At 74.1% G+C, this 18,992-nt stretch carries 5 protein-coding genes (1 of these 5 only partly in view); all 5 read left to right on the top strand.

Going from position 1 to position 18,992, the window contains the following annotated elements; all coding sequences use genetic code 11:
• Tightly spaced (each overlapping or abutting the next), the 5 genes in view from BM362_RS40855 to BM362_RS40875 form a layout consistent with a single transcriptional unit that may run on beyond the window.
• Positions 1 to 6,309 carry a non-ribosomal peptide synthetase gene (locus tag BM362_RS40855; RefSeq protein ID WP_093576791.1) on the top strand — a complete coding sequence of 2,103 codons (6,309 nt, stop codon included), beginning with the start codon at positions 1 to 3 and terminating at the stop codon, positions 6,307 to 6,309.
• Entirely contained in the window at positions 6,306 to 9,470 is a 3,165-nt protein-coding gene (locus tag BM362_RS40860; protein WP_093576792.1) for a non-ribosomal peptide synthetase, read from the top strand. The genes BM362_RS40855 and BM362_RS40860 overlap by 4 nt, the downstream gene beginning before the upstream one ends.
• Positions 9,467 to 15,130: a type I polyketide synthase gene (locus BM362_RS40865; protein ID WP_093576793.1), complete on the top strand. Its 5,664-nt coding sequence runs from the start codon at positions 9,467 to 9,469 to the stop codon at positions 15,128 to 15,130. The genes BM362_RS40860 and BM362_RS40865 overlap by 4 nt, the downstream gene beginning before the upstream one ends.
• Positions 15,127 to 18,516 carry a non-ribosomal peptide synthetase gene (locus tag BM362_RS40870; protein WP_093576794.1) on the top strand — a complete coding sequence of 1,130 codons (3,390 nt, stop codon included), beginning with the start codon at positions 15,127 to 15,129 and terminating at the stop codon, positions 18,514 to 18,516. Before BM362_RS40865 ends, BM362_RS40870 begins: the two co-directional genes overlap by 4 nt.
• Positions 18,513 to 18,992 carry the 5' end (the start) of a non-ribosomal peptide synthetase gene (locus BM362_RS40875; protein WP_093576795.1) on the top strand. It continues 7,566 nt past the right edge of the window, so 480 of the gene's 8,046 nt are visible here — the first part of the coding sequence; it begins with the start codon at positions 18,513 to 18,515; its stop codon lies beyond the right edge, outside the window. The genes BM362_RS40870 and BM362_RS40875 overlap by 4 nt, the downstream gene beginning before the upstream one ends.

Here is an 18,992-nt window from a genome sequence, read left to right on the forward strand (position 1 = left end):
GTGGTTGCGCAGGAAATTTCGGAGTTCGCGGTTTCGCCTCGCCAGCGCGGATTGTGGCCGGGGTCGTCCGCGCCCGGAAGCTCCGTGCAGATGTGGGTCTCGCTGGCCGGCGGGATCGATCGGACGCGGCTGTATTCTGCGCTGCGAGCGGTGGCCTATCGGCACGAAGCGCTGCGCACGAGTTTCGTCTCCAGAGCCGGCTGGCCCGAGCCCGCGCAGGTCGTCGGCGATCCCGCGGCGATCGAACTGCGCACGGCGGAACTGCGTGACCTGGCCGAACTCGCGAACGCGGAGCGGAACGAGATAGGCACGGGACCCGGTGAGGGGTTCCGTGCCGTGCTGGCTGAATCTGGCGACGGGCCGGCACTCCTGCTGACCGCGCATTCGCTCAACGCCGATCTGCGCTCGCTGTATCAGGTCGCGACGGAACTGGCCGCCGGATACCGGTCGGGGGAAGCGCTCTCGCGAACCGGCGCAGTCCTTCAGTACGCGGATTTCTCGGCCTGGCACAACGATCTGCTCGCCGCGGCCGACGATATCGCCGAGCGAGCCGCCTGGGCCGAATGCCTCGACGGCAGCGACGGCGGTGCGGCGCTGCGCACCGGGGCCGGAGAACGGTCCGGGCGTCCGCGGACGTATCTGCGGGATCCGGAACCACTGGCCGCGGCGGTGGACACATTCGCCGCGGCGCACGGACTCGATGCCGAATCCGTGCTGGCGGCCGCGTTCGAAGTGGCGGTGTGGCGCGTGGGCGGGGAAAGCGACCGCCTCGTCCTGCTGACGACGCCCGGCCGGAGCTACCCCGCGCTCGAGGACGCGGTCGGCCCCTACGAACGCGAAGTCCCGTACCGCTGCGAGTTCACCGCGGATCAGGAGTTCCTGACGGTCGCGCGAACGGCGGCCGAGTGGCTTCGGTCGGCGGAGCACCGGGTCGACCATCTGGACCCGGTCTTGGTGGACCGCCTCCGCGCGGAAGTGCTTCCCCGGTTCGACTTCCGCGAAGCAGGCGAGCTGCCGGGCACCGAAGAGCCACAGTGGACAGTGACCCGGCTGGAGCAGCCGGACACTCCCGGACCGGCGCTGACCTGCGTGCGGTCCGGCGGGACCCTCCAGACCGCGGTGCGGTACGACCCCGGTCTGCTTGACCCGGCCACCGCGCGGGCGCTCGCCGACACGTTCGCGGCGGTGCTCCGCGCGGGGCTGGCCGATGGCGCCGTGCGGATCGGGGCCGTCGAGATTCTTTCGGCCGCACAACGGGAATCCGTGCTCGAAGCCGCGTGCGGGCCGGTGGTGCCGGTGCCGGATCAGGCCGTGCACGAACTCATCGCGGAGCGGGCCGCGCAGCACCCCGCCCGGGTCGCGGTCTGCTGTGCGGACCTCGAACTCAGTTACGGCGAACTGGACTCCAGAGCCAACCAGCTCTCGCATCACCTCCGCGCCTCCGGAACGGCTCGCGGCGACAAGGTCGTCGTCTCGGTCGGGCGGTCTCCCGAACTTCTCGTCGCGCTGCTCGGGGTGCTCAAAGCCGGGGCGGCGTTCGTCCCGGTCGACATCGGCTACCCCCGCGCCCGGCTGGCTCTCGCGATCGAGCAAACGGAACCGAAAGCCGTGCTGGCGACCAGCGAGGTGCTCGACCGGCTCGGCGGTTGCGCGGTGCCGACGCTGGCGCTGGACAGGCAGTCCGCCGAGGTGGCCGGGCAGCCGGAGACGCCGGTCGGCGCGCCGGTCAGTGCCGAAGACCCGGCGTACGTCCTTTACACCTCGGGCACCACCGGCCAGCCCAACGGCGTCGTCGTACCGCATCGCGGCCTGGTCAACTACCTGTCCTGGGCTTCGGCCGCGTACCGGCTCGACCAGGGCGACGGCGCGGTGGTGCACACCTCGATCAGTTTCGACCTCACGCTGACCGGGCTGCTCGGCCCGTTGCTCGTCGGCCAGCGGGTCGTTCTGCTGCCGGAGAGCGCCGGGATCACCGGGCTCGCGGCGACGCTGCGCACGCGGCGGGATCTCACCATGGTCAAGCTGACGCCGACCCATCTGGATGTCCTCGGCCAGCTGGTCGCCGCCGACGAGATCTCCGGCAGCGTGAACACGGTCGTGGTCGGCGGAGAGGCGCTTCGGATGCGGAGCGCCGCGTTGTTCCTCGACGCGGGCGCGGAGACGGTCAACGAATACGGCCCGACCGAGACCGTAGTGGGCGCGACCGCGCACCGGATCGACGAGTCGGCCCCGCGGCACGGCATGGCGCCGATCGGGACGCCGATCGCCAACGCGCGGGTCTGTCTGCTGGATCCGCGCCAGCGGCCGGTTCCGGAAGGGGCGATCGGCGAGATCTTCATCGGCGGCGCGGGCGTGGCCGGCGGCTATCTCGCGCAACCCCGGCTCACCGAGGAGCGGTTCGTCGCGGATCCGTTCGGCGCTCCGGGCGCCCGGATGTACCGGACCGGGGATCTCGCCCGCCGCCGCGCCGACGGAACCCTCGAATTCCTCGGCCGCTCCGACGAGCAGGTCAAGATCCGCGGCGTGCGTGTGGAACTCGCGGAGATCGAAGGGGTGCTCCGCGCGCATCCCGGGGTCGCGCACGCGGTGGTGCTCGCCCGGCAAGACGAGGACCCCGGCGGTTCGTCGCCGCTCGCGGGGGAACTCCGCCTGGTGGCCTACGTGGTGCCCGGCCCGGGAAGCGGCACGGCCTCGGCCGCGCTGGCCGGGTACTGCCGCGAACAGCTGCCCGAGCCGATGGTGCCGGCCGCGTTCGTGGTGCTCGACGCGCTTCCGACGACGGCGAACGGCAAGCTCGACCGGGCCGCGCTGCCCAAGCCGGCCAAGGAAAGCGGGTCGGCGGTCGAGTACGTGGCTCCCCGCACCGAGACCGAGGAGATTCTCGCCGGGGCCGTCGCCACGGTGCTCGGCGTGGACCGGGTCGGCATGGGAGACAACTACTTCGTGCTCGGCGGCGACTCCATCCGCAGCGTGATGGTCGCCAGCCGGGCGCAGGCCAGCGGGCTGGACGTCACGGTCGCGACGCTGCACGACAACCCGGTCATCGAGGACTGCGCCGCCGAGCTGGACCGCGGCCAGCCGGTCGCGGATCCGCCGGTCACCAGCCCGTTCGCGCTGATCAGCGGGCCGGACCGGGACCGGCTGCCCGCCGAGGTGGAGGACGCCTTCCCGCTCAACCTGCTGCAGGAAGGGATGATCTTCCACCGGGACTTCGCCGCGAAATCGGCGGTTTACCACGCCATCGCGTCGGTCCGGCTGCGCGCCCCGTTCGATCTGGACGTTCTGCGCACGGTGGTGCGGCAACTGGTCGAGCGGCATCCGATGCTGCGCACGTCGTTCGACATGACCGCCTACAGCAGGCCGTTGCAGCTGGTGCACAGCGAGTTCGAGACGCCGCTGGTGTTCGAGGACCTGCGCGGGCTGCCGGAGCCGGAGCAGGAGGGCAAGGTCGCCGGGTGGATCGAGCGGGAGAAGCTGCGCGGGTTCGAACTGCACGACTATCCGCTGATCCGGTTCATGGTGCAGCTCCGCGGCGACGGCGACTTCCAGTTCACCTACGGCTTCCACCACGAGATCGTCGACGGCTGGAGCGAGGCCTTGATGATCACCGAGCTGTTCAGCCACTACTTCTCGCTCGTGTTCGACGAGCCGATCGCGATCAAGCCGCCGAAATCCGGGATGCGCGACGCCGTCGCGCTCGAGCTGGAAGCACTGGCGCGGCAGGAGAACTACGACTTCTGGAACGCCTACCTCGACGGCGCGACGCTCATGCGGCTGCCCAGGACCGGTTCCGGCCCGGCGGCCGACAAGGGCGCCCGCGAGATCGTCCGGATCGTCGTGCCGGTGCCCGGCGAGCTGTCCGACGCCCTCAAGCGCGTGGCGACCGGGCTCGCCGTGCCGCTGAAGAGCGTGCTGCTGGCCGCGCACCTCGCCGTGATGTCGGCCTACGGCGGCAACGCCGACACGCTGACCTACACCGTGACCAACGGCAGGCCCGAGGTCGCCGACGGCAGCACCGCCATCGGGCTGTTCGTCAACAGCCTGGCGCTGCGGGTCCGGATGGACGGCGGCAGCTGGCAGCGGCTGATCGAGGACACCCTGCGCTCCGAGCGGCAGTCGATGCCCTACCGGCGGCTGCCGATGGCCGAGCTGAAACGGCACCAGGGCAACGAACCGCTGGCCGAGACGCTGTTCTTCTTCACCAACTACCACGTGTTCGGGGTGCTGGACCGGTGGATCCGGCGCGGGGTCGCGCACGTGGCGAACGAGCTGTACGGCGAGTCGACCTTCCCGTTCTGCGGCATCTTCCGGCTCAACCGCGAGTCCGGCGCGCTGGAGGTCCGGATCGAGTACGACCGCCTCCAGTTCTCCGCGGAGGTGATGGAAAGCGTCCGGGACTGCTACGTGCGGGTGCTGGAGGCGATCGCGGACGATCCGGCGGGCCGGTTCGAGACCCTCGACCACTTGCCCGCGCGGGACCGCGCGCTGCTCGACCGGTTCGCCGACGGCGGGTCCGCGCCCTCGCCTCGGCGCAGTCTGCACGAGGCGTTCTCAGCTCAGGCGGCGGCGGCCCCGGACCGGATCGCGGTGGAGTCCGAGGGCGGCGCGCTCAGCTACCGGGCGCTCGACCGCTGGGCCGGGCGGATCGCGCACGGGCTGCGGCGGCGGGGAATCGGCCGCGAGGACCTCGTCGGCGTCTTCGCCGAACGCTCGCCCGAGCAGATCGCGTTCCTGCTCGGGGTGCTCAAGGCCGGCGCGGCCTATCTGCCGCTCGATCCGGCGCAACCCGACGATCGCACCGCGGCGGTGCTGGCGGGCAGCGGGGCGACGGTCGTGCTCGCCCAGCGGCAGCTGGAATCCCGGATCCCGGCGGCCGCCGAACCGTTCGTTCCGGGCCGGGATCCCGGCCCGGCGGGCGGGGAACCCGCGGCGGAGACCGATCCGGCGAACGCCGCGTACGTCATCTACACCTCGGGGTCGACGGGCGAGCCGAAGGGCGTCGTCGTCGAGCACCGCAACGTGCTGGCTTCGCTCCAGGCCCGGAGCGCCGCCTACGAGGAGCCCGTCGAGCGGTTCCTGCTGCTGTCGTCGTTCGCCTTCGACAGTTCGGTGGCCGGGATCTTCTGGACGCTCACTGCCGGCGGCACGCTGATCCTCCCGCCCGAGGGCGCCCAGCTCGACCCGCCGGCCGCGGTCGCCGCGATCGCCCGGTCGCGGCCGACCCACACCCTCGGCATCCCGTCGCTGCTCGCACCGCTGCTGGACCAGGCGGGCCCGGGCGAACTCGCCTCGCTGGTCCGGCTGATCACCGCCGGGGAGGCGGCCCCGGCGGCGCTGGCGCGCGAATGCCGGAGCAAGGCCCCCGGATGCCTGCTGTCCAACGAGTACGGGCCCACCGAGGCGACGGTGTGGAGCACGGTGTGGACCGGGGCCGGGGACACCGGGTCGCCGCAGCTGCCGATCGGCCGCCCGGTGGCCAACACCCGGGTCAGGGCGCTGGATCACCACGGCCGGATCGCGCCGGTCGCGGTGGCGGGCGAACTGCACATCGGCGGCGCCGGGGTGGCCCGCGGCTATCTGGGCGACCCGGCCGCCACGGCGGCGGTGTTCCGGCCCGACCCGGACAGCCCGGCTCCCGGCTCCCGGCGGTACGCCACCGGCGACCTGGGCCGGTTCCTGCCGTCCGGCGACGTCGAGTTCCTCGGCCGCACCGACCAGCAGGTCAAGATCCGGGGCTTCCGGGTGGAACCGGCCGAGGTCGAGGTCGTCCTGGACGCCCATCCGGCGGTGCGGCGGTCGGTGGTGATCGCGCGCGGGGAGGACGGGGACAAACAGCTCGTCGCGTACGTGGTGCCCGAGAGCGGCGAGCAGCCCGCCCAGGCGGAGCTGCAGCAGTACGTGCGGGACCGGCTGCCGCGGTATCTGGTGCCCAGCGCCTGCGTCGTGCTCGACGCGGTGCCGCTGACCAGCACCGGGAAAGTGGACCGGGCCCGGCTGCCCGAACCCGGTCCGGCGCAGGAACTGCCTTACACCGCGCCGCAGACGGAGACCGAACAGCTGCTGGCCGACATCTGGGCCGCCGTGCTCAAGCTCGACCGGGTCGGGGTGCGCCACCATTTCCTCGACGTCGGCGGCGAGTCCCTGCGCGCGATGCAGGTGATCGCCGCGACGAACAAGCTTTTCCGGATCGCGTTGTCGGTGCGGAAGCTGTTCGACGCGCCCACCATCGCGGAGTTCGCGCTCGTGGTGGACGGGGCGCGGAGCGGGGCCGAGCTGTCCGGCGCGGGGCCCGGAAGAGGCCGCGGATGACCCTGCCGGCGGCGTCCGGGCCGCTCGCCGCCGCTCAGCAGCGGTTGTGGTTCCTGCAGCGGCTGGCTCCGGACAATCCGGCGTACACCATCTGCACGGCGATCGATCTCGCCGGGCCGCTCAACCCGGCCGCGCTGCGCTGGGCGATCGCCCGGATCGGCGACCGCCACGAGATGCTGCGCGCGGTGTTCGCCGACGACGGCGCCGGTCCGGGGCAGCGGATCGCTTCCGCCGCGCCGCGGTTGCGGCTGATCGAGGCCGCCGCGGGCGAACCGGAGCTGCGCCGGCTGCTCGCCGCCGTCGCCGCCCGCCCGGCCGACTTCGGCGCGGGGCCGCCGGTGGAATGGCTGCTCCTGCGGACAGCTCCGCGACGGCATGTGCTGGTGCTTTCCTTGCACCACTTGGTGTTCGACGGCGGCTCGCTGGCAGTCGTGCGCGAGGAACTCGAAGCATGGTACCGCGCCGCGGTCAGCGGAGTGCCGGCGCAGCCGCCGCCGCCCGCGGCGGACTACCGGGATCTCGTTTCCCGGCAACAGGAACTCAGCGACCAGGACACCGCTTCGCGGGCGTTCTGGCGTGCTGAACTGGCCGCCGCGCCGCCGCGCAGCTCTCCCTTCGGCAACGCGCGGGGCGGCGAGCCGGTGCGGGTGTCCCGGCAGGTCGTGCGGCTGGGCCCGAGCGAACTCGCCGCGCTGGCCAGGCTGTGCCGCCGCACCGGCAGCACCACGTTCATGGCGTTGCTGGCCGTGCTCGGCTGCTGGGTCGGCCGGTACAGCGGGCAGCGCGACGTCGTGCTCGGCTCGCCGGTCGCGCTGCGGGAGAGCGAGCGGTCGGCGCGGACGGTCGGCCTGCTGATCAACATGCTGCCGTTGCGGTTGCGGCTGGACGGCGAGCCGGGATTCGCCGAGGTGCTCCGGCGGGCCAGGAACGCGCTGCTCGACGCGCTCGACCACCGCTGGCTGCCGTTCGAACGGATCGTCGACGAGCTGGGCGTGCCCCGCGAACTGGAGAGCACGCCGCTTTTCCAGGTGCTTTTCGCCTATCAGCGGCCGCCGGAACCGCCTGGCCTGCCGGGGATCGCGGCCCGGCTGATCGACGTGCCCGCCGCGGCCGCGAAGTACGAGCTGACGGTCACCGGGGCCGACACCGCCGACGGGCTGGAGCTGATCTTCGAGGCGGACGGCGGTTCCTGTGCGGAGCCGGACCTCGCCGAGTGCTGCCGCCGGTTCCGGATTCTGCTCGCCGCCGCGCTCGCCGAACCGGACCGGCCGGTGGAGCGGCTGGACCTGACGACCCCCGAACAGCGGCGGGCACTGCGCGCCCCGGCCGCGATCGACCCCGGCGAAGGCGAACTGGTGCACCGCCTGGTGGAAGCCGCGGCCGCGCGGCAGCCCGACGCGGTGGCCGTCGCACACGGCTCAGCCCGGCTGAGCTACCGGATGCTGGACGCCTGGGCCGACCGGATCGCCGCGGACCTGCGCGCCCGGGGCAGCCGGCCGGACGAGGTGATCGGGGTCTGGCTCCCGCGGACTCCTGCGCTGGTCGCCGCCGTGCTCGGCGTCCTGAAAGCGGGCGCGGCCTTCCTGCCGATCGGCACCGAACAGCCCGCGGAACGGGTCCGGCTGATGCTCGCCGAAACCGGTTCCCGGCTGGTGCTCGGCGACGACGAACTGCTGGCCCGGCGCGGAGCCGCGACGGTCGCGCTGCCGGAGGCGATCCGGGTCCCCGCACCGGGGCCGGGGCCGGCGCGCCGGACGACGGTCTCGCCGAGGGCGCTCGCCTACGTGCTTTACACCTCCGGATCCACCGGCAGGCCGAAGGGCGTGGCCATCGAACACCGCAGCGCGGCGGCGTTCCTGCGCTGGGCGGGGCGGGAGTTCGGGCCGGACGGGCTCCGGAGCGTCCTCGCGACCACTTCGATCGGCTTCGATCTCGCGTTCTTCGAGCTGTTCGCGCCGCTGGCCCACGGCGGGACCGCGGTGCTGGCCGAGGACGCGTTGCGGGTGCCGGGAATGCCCGCCGCGACGGGTGCGACGCTGCTGAACTCCGTCCCGTCGGCGGTCGCCGCGCTGCTGGACGTCAACGGCGTTCCCGCTTCGGTCGACGCGGTGAACCTGGCCGGGGAACCGTTGCCGAGGGAGCTGGCCGACCGGCTTCAGCGCCGCCGGATCGTGGTCCGCAATCTCTACGGGCCCTCCGAGGCCACCACCTACGCCACCGCGGGAGTGGTCGCCGCCGACGGCCGTCCGCCGACCATCGGCACTCCGGTCGGCACGGTCCGTGCGTGGGCGGCCGACGACCGCGGCCGCCCGGTGCCGGACACGGTGACCGGCGAACTGCGCATCGGCGGGCCCGCGCTCGCCCGCGGCTACCACGGTCTTCCGGCGAGGACGGCGGAGGCGTTCGTGCCCGATCCGTTCGGCGCTCCCGGCAGCCGCGTCTACCGCACCGGCGACCTGGTGCGGCGGCGGTCCGGCGGCGAACTGGTTTTCGCCGGGCGCCGCGACACCCAGGTCAAGGTGCGCGGGGTGCGCGTCGAACTCGGCGAAGTGGAACAGGTGCTCCGCACGGTGGCCCCGATCCGCGACGTGGTCGTCCTGGCCGACGGGGAGACGGCCGGGGACCGGCGGCTCGTGGCGTTCGCCAGCGCGGTGCCGGGGGAGCGGCTTTCACCGGAACGGGCGCTGGCCGCGCTGCGTCCGCTCCTCCCGGCGGTGATGATCCCCTCGGCGATGGTCGTGCTGGCGGAACTTCCGCACACTGCCAACGGAAAACTCGATCGGGCCGCGCTCGCGCACCGTGCTTCCGCCGCGCACCGCGACCGCCGTCCGGGGCAGGCTCCCCGCACCGCGCTGGAGCGGGACATCGCGCGGGAATGGCAGCGGGTGCTCGGGATCGAGCGAGTCGGGGTGCACGAAGGGTTCTTCGCCCTCGGCGGGAATTCCCTCGGCCTGCTCCGCCTGCACCACGCGCTGGCGAGCACCGTCCATTCCGGACTCCGGTTGGTGGATCTGTTCCGGTTCCCGGACATCGCCAGTCTCGCCGGGCATCTCGACCGGCCAGCGGAACCCGGACCGCACGCGCGGCCCGCCGACCCGGCTCAGGCCCGCGGCCGTCGCCGCAGGCAGCTCGCCGGGCGGGGACCGGAGCGGCGGCCATGACCCTCACCCCGTCACCCCCCAGCCCGTCGCCCGGGAACTCGCTGCCCGAGGACCGCGCGCCCGGCCCCGAACCCGTCGCGGTGATTTCGCTGGCCGCCCGGTTCCCCGGCGCGGACACCGTCGAGCGGTTCTGGGCGGGACTTCGCGCGGAAACCGAGAGCATCGCCCGGTTCCCCGATCCCGCGCCGGAATCCCGCCCGCGTTTCGTGGGCGCCGAAGGCGTGCTCGGGGACATCGCGGGCTTCGACGCGGAGTTCTTCGGCTGCTCCCGCCGGGAGGCCGAGGTGATGGATCCGCAGCACCGGATCTGCCTGGAAGCGGCGTGGACCCTGTTCGACACCGCCGGGTACGACCCGGCGGCGCTGGGCGTCCCGGCCGGGGTGTTCCTCTCCGCGAGCCTCAGCTCGTACCTGGTGCGCAACCTGCTGCCGAACGCCGCGCTGCTGCGCGACCTCGGCGGTTTCCCGTTGCTGATCCACAACGACAAGGACTTCGCGGCCACCACGATCTCCTACAAGCTCGGCCTCACCGGACCGAGCGTCTGCGTCGGCTCGGCGTGCTCCTCGTCGCTGGTCGGCGTGCATCTGGCCGTGCGCAGTCTCGAATCCTTCGAATGCGACCTGGCCGTGGCGGGCGGGGTCTCGCTGCAGGTGCCGCAAGCGCAGGGCTATGTGTACGCCGAGGACGGGATCTACTCGCCGGACGGCCGGTGCGCGGCGTTCGACGCCTCGGCCTCCGGCACGGTCGGCGGCAGCGGCGTGGGGCTGGTGCTGCTCAAACGGCTGTCGGACGCGCGCCGGGACGGCGACCGGGTGCACGCGCTGCTGCTCGGGTCCGCGGTGAACAACGACGGCGGGCACAAGGCGGGCTACACCGCGCCGGGCGTTCAGGGCCAGCGCGACGTGATCGTCGAGGCGCAGGCGGCGGCCGGAGTCTCCGCCGAGAGCATCGGGTACGTCGAGGCGCACGGCACCGGCACGGCGATCGGCGACCCGATCGAGGTCGAGGCGCTCACCGCGGCCTTCCGGCTCACCACGGACCGCACGGGGTTCTGCGCGCTCGGCTCGGCGAAGACGAACGTGGGGCACCTCGACGCGGCGGCGGGCATCGCGGGGCTGATCAAGGCGGTCGGCGCGGTGCGGGACGGCGTGCTCCCGGCCAGCCTGCACTACCGCGCGCCCAACCCGGCGATCGATTTCGCGAGCACTCCGTTCCGCGTCAACGCTTCCACCGTCCCGTGGCCGGAGACCGGCGCCCCGCGCCGGGCCGGGGTCAGCTCGTTCGGCGTCGGCGGCACGAACGCTCATGTGGTGCTGGAACAGCCGCCCGCGCCGGTGCCGGTCGAACGGGAACGGCGGCCGGTCCAGCCGTTGCTGCTTTCGGCGCGCACGCCAGCGGCGCTGGAGCAGGCAGGCGTCGAGCTGGCGGAATGGTTGCGGGACAACCCGGAGACCGACTTGGCCGACGTGTCCGCGACGCTCGCCGGGCGGCGCGCGCATCGGCATCGGCGCTTCGTGGTGGCCGCGACCGCCGAGGAAGCCGCCGCGGCGCTGTCCGAGCAGGCACCGCCGAGGACCGCTGCCGCCGAGGCGCGGGCGGCGTTCCTGTTTTCCGGGCAGGGCAACGGTTATCCGGGCATGGGGACCCGATTGTGCGCTGGCGATCCGGGGTTCCGGCGGCATTTCGGCGACTGCGTCCGGCTGCTGGCGGAGCGCGGTGTGCAGCTGCGCGAGCTGATCGACGCGCCCGGTGCGACGCCCATGGACCAGATCGCCGGGTTCTCGGTGTCGTACGCGCTGGCCCGCACCCTGACCGGCTGGGGTGTCGAGACGAGCGCCGTGCTCGGGCACAGCGTCGGTGAGTACGCCGCGGCGACTGTGGCCGGGGTGTTCTCGCTGTCCACTGCGCTCGATGTGGTGGTCGCGCGCGCCGAGGCGCAGTCCGCTCTTCCGGACGGCCGGATGCTGGCGGTGCCGCTCGGCGCGGGCGAACTGCGGCCGATGCTGGGGGACGACGTGGCGCTGGCCGCTGTCAACGCTCCGGACCGGTGCGTGGTCTCCGGGCCTCCCGGCGCGGTGTCGGCGCTGGCCGCCCGGCTGTCCGGCGACGGGGTGCCGACCAGACTGCTGGCCGTGCGGCACGCCTTCCATTCCGCGGCGGTCGACGGGATCCTCGGCCGGTTCCGGGACGCACTGGCCGGAGCGGAATTCGGCGTCCCACGGCTGCCGTTCCTGTCGACGGTCACCGGGGACTGGGCTGATCCGGCCGACGTGGCCCGTCCCGAGTACTGGCTGGCCCAGCTGCGCGGCCCGGTGCTCTTCGACGCCGCGCTGGACCGGCTGGCCGAGTCGCCCCCGGCGGCGGTGCTGGAACTCGGTCCCGGCGCCGGGCTGGCCCGGCTGGCGGGCCGCAAGCTCCGTCCCGGCACGAGCTTCGCCGCGAGTTGCCTGCCTCCGGAACCGGAGCGGGAGACCGGGCATCTGGTGCGCGCGGCGGCCGGCGCCTGGGCCTCGGGGTGCGCGGTCGACTGGGCGGCTTTCCACCGGCCGCAGCGGCCGCAGCGGCCGCAGCGGACATCGGTGCCGGGATATCCGTTCCAGCACCGGCGGTACTGGATCGACGCGCCGGGCGAGCCGGGGCGACTGGCGGGTCTGCTGCCGGATCCGGTGGTGCCGGGCGAGGCGCCGGGCATCGACAGCCATCCGGGGCTGCGCGCCGAACTCGACCTGCTGTGCCGGGCGCTCCTGCTGGATTATCTGGGCGCGGTAGGAATTTCCACGGCGCCGGGCGCGCGCCACCAGGTGGCCGAACTGCGCGCCGCGCTCGGCGTGGCGGCGGAGTTCTCGCGGTTCCCGGACTTCGCGCTCGCCGTGCTCGCCGAGGACGCAGTCGCGCGCCGCGACGGCGACGAAATCGTCTTCCTTCCCGTGCGGACCGACGAGTCCGCGGCCGTGCACGCCCGGCTGGTCCGCGAGCACCCCGGATTCGCCGGGCTCGCCGACCTGCTGATGCGCTGCGGCGAGGCGTACCCGGAGGCGCTGCGGGATCCGCGGACGGCGCTCGGCGTGCTCTACCCCGGTGCGGACGGCGCGCTGCTGCGCCGGGAACTGGGGGAGCGGACTGCCGGGCACCGGTCGGTCGACGCGCTGCTGCGGACGCTCGGCGACGCCCTCGAACGGCTCGCCGCCGAACTGGACCGTCCGGTGCGGGTGCTGGAGGCCGGAGCCGGGGAAGGCACGCTCACCCAGCGCCTCGCGGCCCGGCTCGGCCCGGACCGGCTGCGGTACCACGCCACCGACGTTTCGCCGCTGTTCGCCGCCGGACTGGCCGAGGCCGCCGCGGCGCGGGGCGTGCCGCTGACCACCGGGGTGCTCGACATCGCCCGCGATCCGGCCGCCCAGGGCGTTTCCGGCGGATACGACCTGGTGTGCGGGCTGGACGTCGTGCACGCCGCCCCGGACGTGCGGGCAAGCCTGCGCCACCTGAAGTCCCTGCTGGCTCCGGGCGGGGTGCTCGCGCTGGTCGAGACGGTGCGGCAGGACCGGTGGCTGCCGATGATCTGGGGGCTGACGACCGGCTGGTGGAGCTACTCGGACCGATTCCGCGACCACGGCCCGCTGCTCGACGTCCCGCGCTGGCGGGAAGCGCTCGCGGACGCCGGTTTCGCCGCCGTTGCGGTGCGCACCGCGGCGCAGCGGCAGCCGGACGCAGCGCTGATCTTGGCCGAGGCCGCGACGGCGGGGCAGCCGAACCCGGCCGGGCCCGGAAACGGGGTGCAGCCGGATACCGGGCCCGGGACAACGGCCTCGCCGGGAACCGCCGGGAATCCGCTGTCCCGCGAGGACCCCGGCGGCTGGGTCTACCTGCCCGGCTGGCGGCACGCGGCCCCGGCGCCCGCACCGGGCCCGCAGGACGGCCGGACCTGCCTGCTGCTGGCCGACGGCCCGCTCGGCACGGCGGTCGCGGAACGGCTCGGCGCGCTCGGCGTCCAGGCGGTTTTCGGTCCGGCTCGGCACGACGATTTCCGCGCGCTGCTGGCCGCGCGAGGCCGGGCGCCGGAGCTGGTCGTGCATCTCCGGCCGTTCGAGGCGGCGGAGCCGGGGCGGCCGCTCGATCCGGACTCGGCGCGCGAAGGACAGCTCGCCGGGCTGCACAGCCTGCTGGAGCTGGCCCGGGCGTTCGGCGCGGAACCCGGCGACCGGCCGGTCCGGCTGGTCGCGGTCACCAGGGGAGCGCAGCCGGTGCTCGGCGACCTGGACCATCCGGAACACGCGACGGTGGCCTCCGCGGTCAAGGTGATCCCCCGGGAGCTGCCCGCGTTGTCCTGCACCGCGATCGACCTGGAAACGGCCGAAACCGGCTGTGCCGAACTGGCGGAGCGGATCGTCGCGGAGCTGCTGGACCCGGCCGCGCCCGCCGAGATCGCTTACCGGGGGCGGCAACGGTTCGAACGCGGCTACGAGCCGCTGCGGCTCGACCCGGCGGGCGCGCCGCGCGGCGACGGGGTCTACCTGATCTGCGGCGGGCTCGGCGGAATCGGCCTCAGCCTGGCCGAATACCTGGCGCCGGGCGCTCGCGCGCTGGTGCTGACCCGGCGCACCCCGTTCCCCGAGCCGGACGCATGGCCGGGCTGTCGCGCGGCCCGTCCGGACGGCGACGACACCACGCGGCTGATCGACCGGCTCGCCGCGCTGACCGCGGACGGCACCGGTCTGCTGATCCGGCAGGCCGACGTGACGGACGAGGCCGGGATGCGGGCGGTCGTCGCCGAGGCGGAACGGCGGTTCGGGCCGGTCACCGGCGTCGTGCACGCGGCCGGGACCCCGGACACCGCGGGCATGATCCAGCGGCGCGACCGGCGGGCGACCGACGAGGCGATCGCGTCGAAAGTCCTCGGGCCGGTCGTGCTGGACGCCGTCCTCGGCGACCGTCCGCTGGAGTTCTTCGTGCTGTGCTCCTCGATCGGGAGCGTGCTGCACAAGCTGAAGTTCGGCGAAGTGGGATACGTGGCGGGCAACGACTTCCTCGACGCGTTCGCCGCCTACCGCGCGGCCAGGCGGAGCGGCCGGACGGTGTCGATCGGGTGGACCGACTGGACCGAAGCCGGGATGTGGGCCTCCGCGCAGGAACGGCTGACCGCCCGCTACGAGGCGCCGGGCCCGGACGTCGCCGGGCCGGGCGGAGACCTGCTCGGCGGGATCAGCCGGGCCGAAGGGACCGAGCTGTTCGCCCGCGTCCTCGCCGGCCGCCCGGCGCCGCGGGTGCTGGTCTGCAAGCAGGACCTGGCCGCGCTGCTGGCGAGGCACGAGGCGTTCAGCACCGACGACCACCGCGCCGCGGTCGCCGGTCTGCGGATCGCGCCGTCGAAACGGGACCGCGCCGCGCTGTCCGCCGAATACCGGGCCCCCGGTTCGTCGCTGGAGCGGGGCCTGGCCGCCTGCTGGGCGAGCCTGCTCGGCGACGACGCGATCGGTGTGCACGACGACTTTTTCGAACTGGGCGGCGATTCGCTGATCGCGCTCCGGCTGCTGTCGGTCGTGCGGGAACGGTACGGGGTCGAACTGTCGATGGCGCAGTTGTTCGACGCGCCGACGATCACGGCCCAGGCCGCGGCGATCGGCCGTGCCGCGGGCGGGGACCAGGAGGAGGTGCTGCTGTGAACGCCTCTGCCGAGTCTGTTGTGGACACTCCGGAGTTTCTCGCGGAGCTGCGCGGCAAAGGGATCACCGTCGCCGCCGAGGGCGATCGGCTGCGCTGCTCCGCGCCGCACGGCGTCCTCACCGCGGAGCTTCGCGCGGAAATCGCCGCGCGCAAACCGGAGATCCTCCGCGAACTGCGCGACGCCGGAACGATCCCGGCGCTCGGCAGGACGCGGTTCCCGTTGTCCTTCGGCCAGGAACGGCTGTGGCTGTCCCACCGGTTCCACCCCGAAGCCAGCGCGTACAACCTCCCGCTGCGCGTCCGGCTGACCGGAACGCTGGCCGTGCCCGCTCTGCGCACGGCACTGGGCGGCCTGGTCCGCAGGCACGCCGTGCTCCGCACGCGCTACCCGGTCGTGGACGGGCAACCGGTCGCCGAGGCGGATCCTGCCCTCGGTTGCCCGGAGCTGCCGCTGGTGGACCTCGTCGGCGTTCCCGCGTCGCGGGCGAGCCGCCGGATGGCCGCCGCGCTGGCGACCCGGCCGTTCGACCTGGCGACCGGTCCGGTGCTGCGGGCCGTGCTGTTCCGGCGGCGCCCGGAAGACCACGACCTGGTACTGGTCCGCCAGCACATCGCGAGCGACGGGTGGTCGCTGGGAATCCTGCTGGCCGACCTCGCCGAGCTGTACCGCGCGCACTCCGGCGGGACGCCCGCGCGGCTGGCCGGTCTCGCCGTGCAGTACGGCGATTTCGCGGCCTGGCAGCGAAATCGGGCCGAAACCCCGGAATTCGCCGAGCGCCTCGCCCGGTGGACCGCCGCGCTCGCGGGCGCGCCCGCCCGGCTGGACCTGCTGGGCCGTGCGTCCGCCGCGGAAACCGGCCGCCCGGCCGGGCTGGTGCGGTCCCGGGTCGGCGAAGAGCTTTCGGGCCGGCTCCGGCGGCTGGCCGCCCAGCGGCGCATGACCCTGTTCCCGGTCCTGCTCGCCGGGTTCGCGCTGGCGGTGAGCAGCCTCGCCGGACAGCGCGATCTGGTGATCGGCGCTCCGGTGGCGGGCCGCACCCGGCGCGAACTGCTGCCGCTGGCCGGATGTTTCGCGAACCTGCTGCCGCTGCGGATCGACCTGTTCGGCGACCCGGGTTTCGCGGAGCTGGCGGCCCGGGCGGGCGCAGTCGTCCGACAGGGGCTCGACGACCAGGAGGTGCCCTTCGAGCGGATCGTCGAGGCGGTGCGCCCGGAACGGTCGTTCGCCGACACCCCGCTCGTCCAGCTCGCCTTCGCGTTCCAGAACACTCCCGCGCCGCACATCGCGTTGCCCGGGCTCGCCGCGGCCGTGCTGCCTTCGCCGCCGGTCTCGGCGAAGTTCCCGCTCACCATGACGGTGTCTCCCGAAACCGAGGGGCTGGACCTGGAACTGGAGTTCGACGAGACCCGCCTGCACCCCGCGACGGCGGCCGAGATCGTGACCCGGACGGTGACCGCGCTGGAACACGCGAGCGCGGAGCCGGACCGGCCGGTGTCGGAGATCCGCTGGACCGCGGCGGTTCCGTCCGGGCCGGTCGCCGAGGCTCCCGCCGGAAGCGGGTGCCTGCACGAGGAATTCGAGCGGATCGCCGCCGCGCGACCGGACGCGGTGGCGGTCAGCGACGGCGGGCGCCAGGTCAGCTACCGGGAACTCGACCGGCGCGCCAACGGACAGGCGCGGGCCCTGCGGGCCCGGGGCGTCGGCCGGGAATCCCTGGTCGGGTTGTGCGCGCGGCCGTCGATCGACCTGGTGACCGGGATGCTGGCGATCCTCAAGGCGGGCGCGGCCTACGTCCCGCTGGACCCGGCGGATCCGCCCCGGCGACGGGCGGAACTGGCCGCCGCGGCGGGGATCTCGGTGCTGCTGACCCGGCCGGAGGTGCGGCACGCGCCGGACCTCGGCGTCGAGGTTCTGCACATCGACGGGGCAGGGAACCGCGCGCCGGTCCGGGCGCCGGTGAGCCCGGGCAATCTGGCCTACGTCGTGTTCACCTCGGGGTCGACCGGCGCGCCCAAGGGCGTGCTGGTCAGCCACGCCGGAATCACCTCGGTGCTGGCCGGGTGCCGGGCCGCGCTGCCGGAGCTGCGCGGACGGCAGACCTGGGCGATGCTGCATTCCCCGGCGTTCGACTTCTCCGCCTGGGAGATCTGGGGCGCGCTGACCGGCGGGGACCGGCTGCTGATCGTGCCGCCGGAGGTCGTCCGCGCCCCGGACGAGCTGGGTGCGGCGCTGCTGGCCGAGCGGGTCAGCGTGCTGAGCCAGACCCCGGGGGCGTTCCGCGCCCTGCTGCCCGCCGCGCCGCGGCGCGGCCTGCCGCTGTCCGTAGTCGTCTTCGGCGGCGAATCCTGCGAAGTGGCGAGGCTCGCGCCCTGGTTCGACCGGCACGGCGACCAGGCTCCGGTCCTGGTCAACATGTTCGGCATCACCGAGACCACGGTGCACGTCACCGTCCGCCGCTTGCGGCAGGCCGACATCGCGGGTCCGGTCGCCAGCCCGCTGGGGCGGGCGCTGCCCGGCCAGCGGGTCGAAGTCCTCGCCCCGGAAGGACATGCGCTGCCGGTCGGCGGCCAAGGCGAACTGGTGGTGAGCGGAGCGGGGGTGGCGCGGGGCTATCTCGGCCGTCCCGGGCTGACCGCGGACCGCTTCCGGCCCGGGCCGCACCGGCCGGGCGCGCGCAGGTATCACTCCGGCGACCTCGTCCGGGTCCTGCCCGGCGACCTCGACTACCTGGGCCGGATCGACAAACAGGTGTCCCTGCGCGGGTTCCGGGTGGAGCCCGCCGAAGTGGAGGCCGCCGTGCTGGCGCATCCCGGCGTCCGCGACTGCGCGGTGGTCCCGCACGGCTCGGGCGACCGGCGGCAGCTGGTCGCGTACCTCGTCGCCGAGCCGGGGACGACGGTTTCGGAGCTGTCGAGCGGAGCGCTGCGGGATTTCCTGTCGGACGCGCTTCCGCGCTATCTGGTCCCCGCCCGCTCGGTCGTGCTGGACCGGATTCCGCTGACCAGGAACGGGAAACTCGACTCGGCGGCGCTGCCCGAACCGCCGGGGGAACCGGACGGGCCGCGCGGGCGGGCCCCGGTCACCCCGACCGAGAGGACCGTCGCCGGGCTGCTCGCCGAGGTGCTCGGCTGGCCCGGCCCCGCCGGGATCGGCGGACAGGACAACTTCTTCGACCTCGGCGGCGATTCGCTGCTCGTCACCCGGCTCCACTTCCGGCTGGTCGCCGAGTTCGGGATCGACCTGCCGGTGCGGAAGGTGTACCAAGCGCCGGACGTCGAGGCGCTGGCCGCCACGGTGGACCGGCTCCGGGCCGAGCGGCGCCGCGACCTGGTCCGGGAAGCGCTGCGGCAGGCCGAAGCCGCCGGACGGGAGGAGGCGCGATGACCGCCCGCACGGCGCGGAGCATCGTCGACATCGCCCGCGCGCACGCCGAAACCGCGCCCGGCCGTCCCGCGTACCTTTTCCTCGCCGACGGGACGACCGAATCGGCGAGCCGTGACTTCGGCGGCATCGATCGGCGGGCCAGGGCGATCGCGGCGGAACTCGCGGCGCGCGGATGCCGGGGCGAGCGGGTGCTGATCGCGTACCCGTCGAGCATGGAGTACGTCGAATCCTTCCTCGGCTGCCTGTACGCGGGAAGCGTCGCGGTGCCGTGCGATGCGGGACAGAGCGGGCCCGGCGCGGAACGGCTCGCCGCGATCCGCGCGGACGCCCGGCCCGCGCTGGCGCTGTGCCTGCCGGAGAACGACGCGGAGCCGCTGACCGGACTGCCCCGGCTCGACGTGCGCACCGTGCCCGACGACGCGGCGGAAAGCTGGACCGATCCCGGAGCCCGTTCCGGCGATCTCGCGTTCCTGCAG

The organism is Amycolatopsis rubida, assembly GCF_900115345.1.
Lineage (GTDB): Bacteria > Actinomycetota > Actinomycetes > Mycobacteriales > Pseudonocardiaceae > Amycolatopsis > Amycolatopsis rubida.

Excerpts from the sequence above, each read along its gene's own strand:
- BM362_RS40860 (WP_093576792.1), top strand. The coding sequence starts at position 6,306 with ATGACCCTGCCGGCGGCGTCCGGGCCGCTCGCCGCCGCTCAGCAGCGG.
- BM362_RS40865 (WP_093576793.1), top strand. The coding sequence starts at position 9,467 with ATGACCCTCACCCCGTCACCCCCCAGCCCGTCGCCCGGGAACTCGCTG.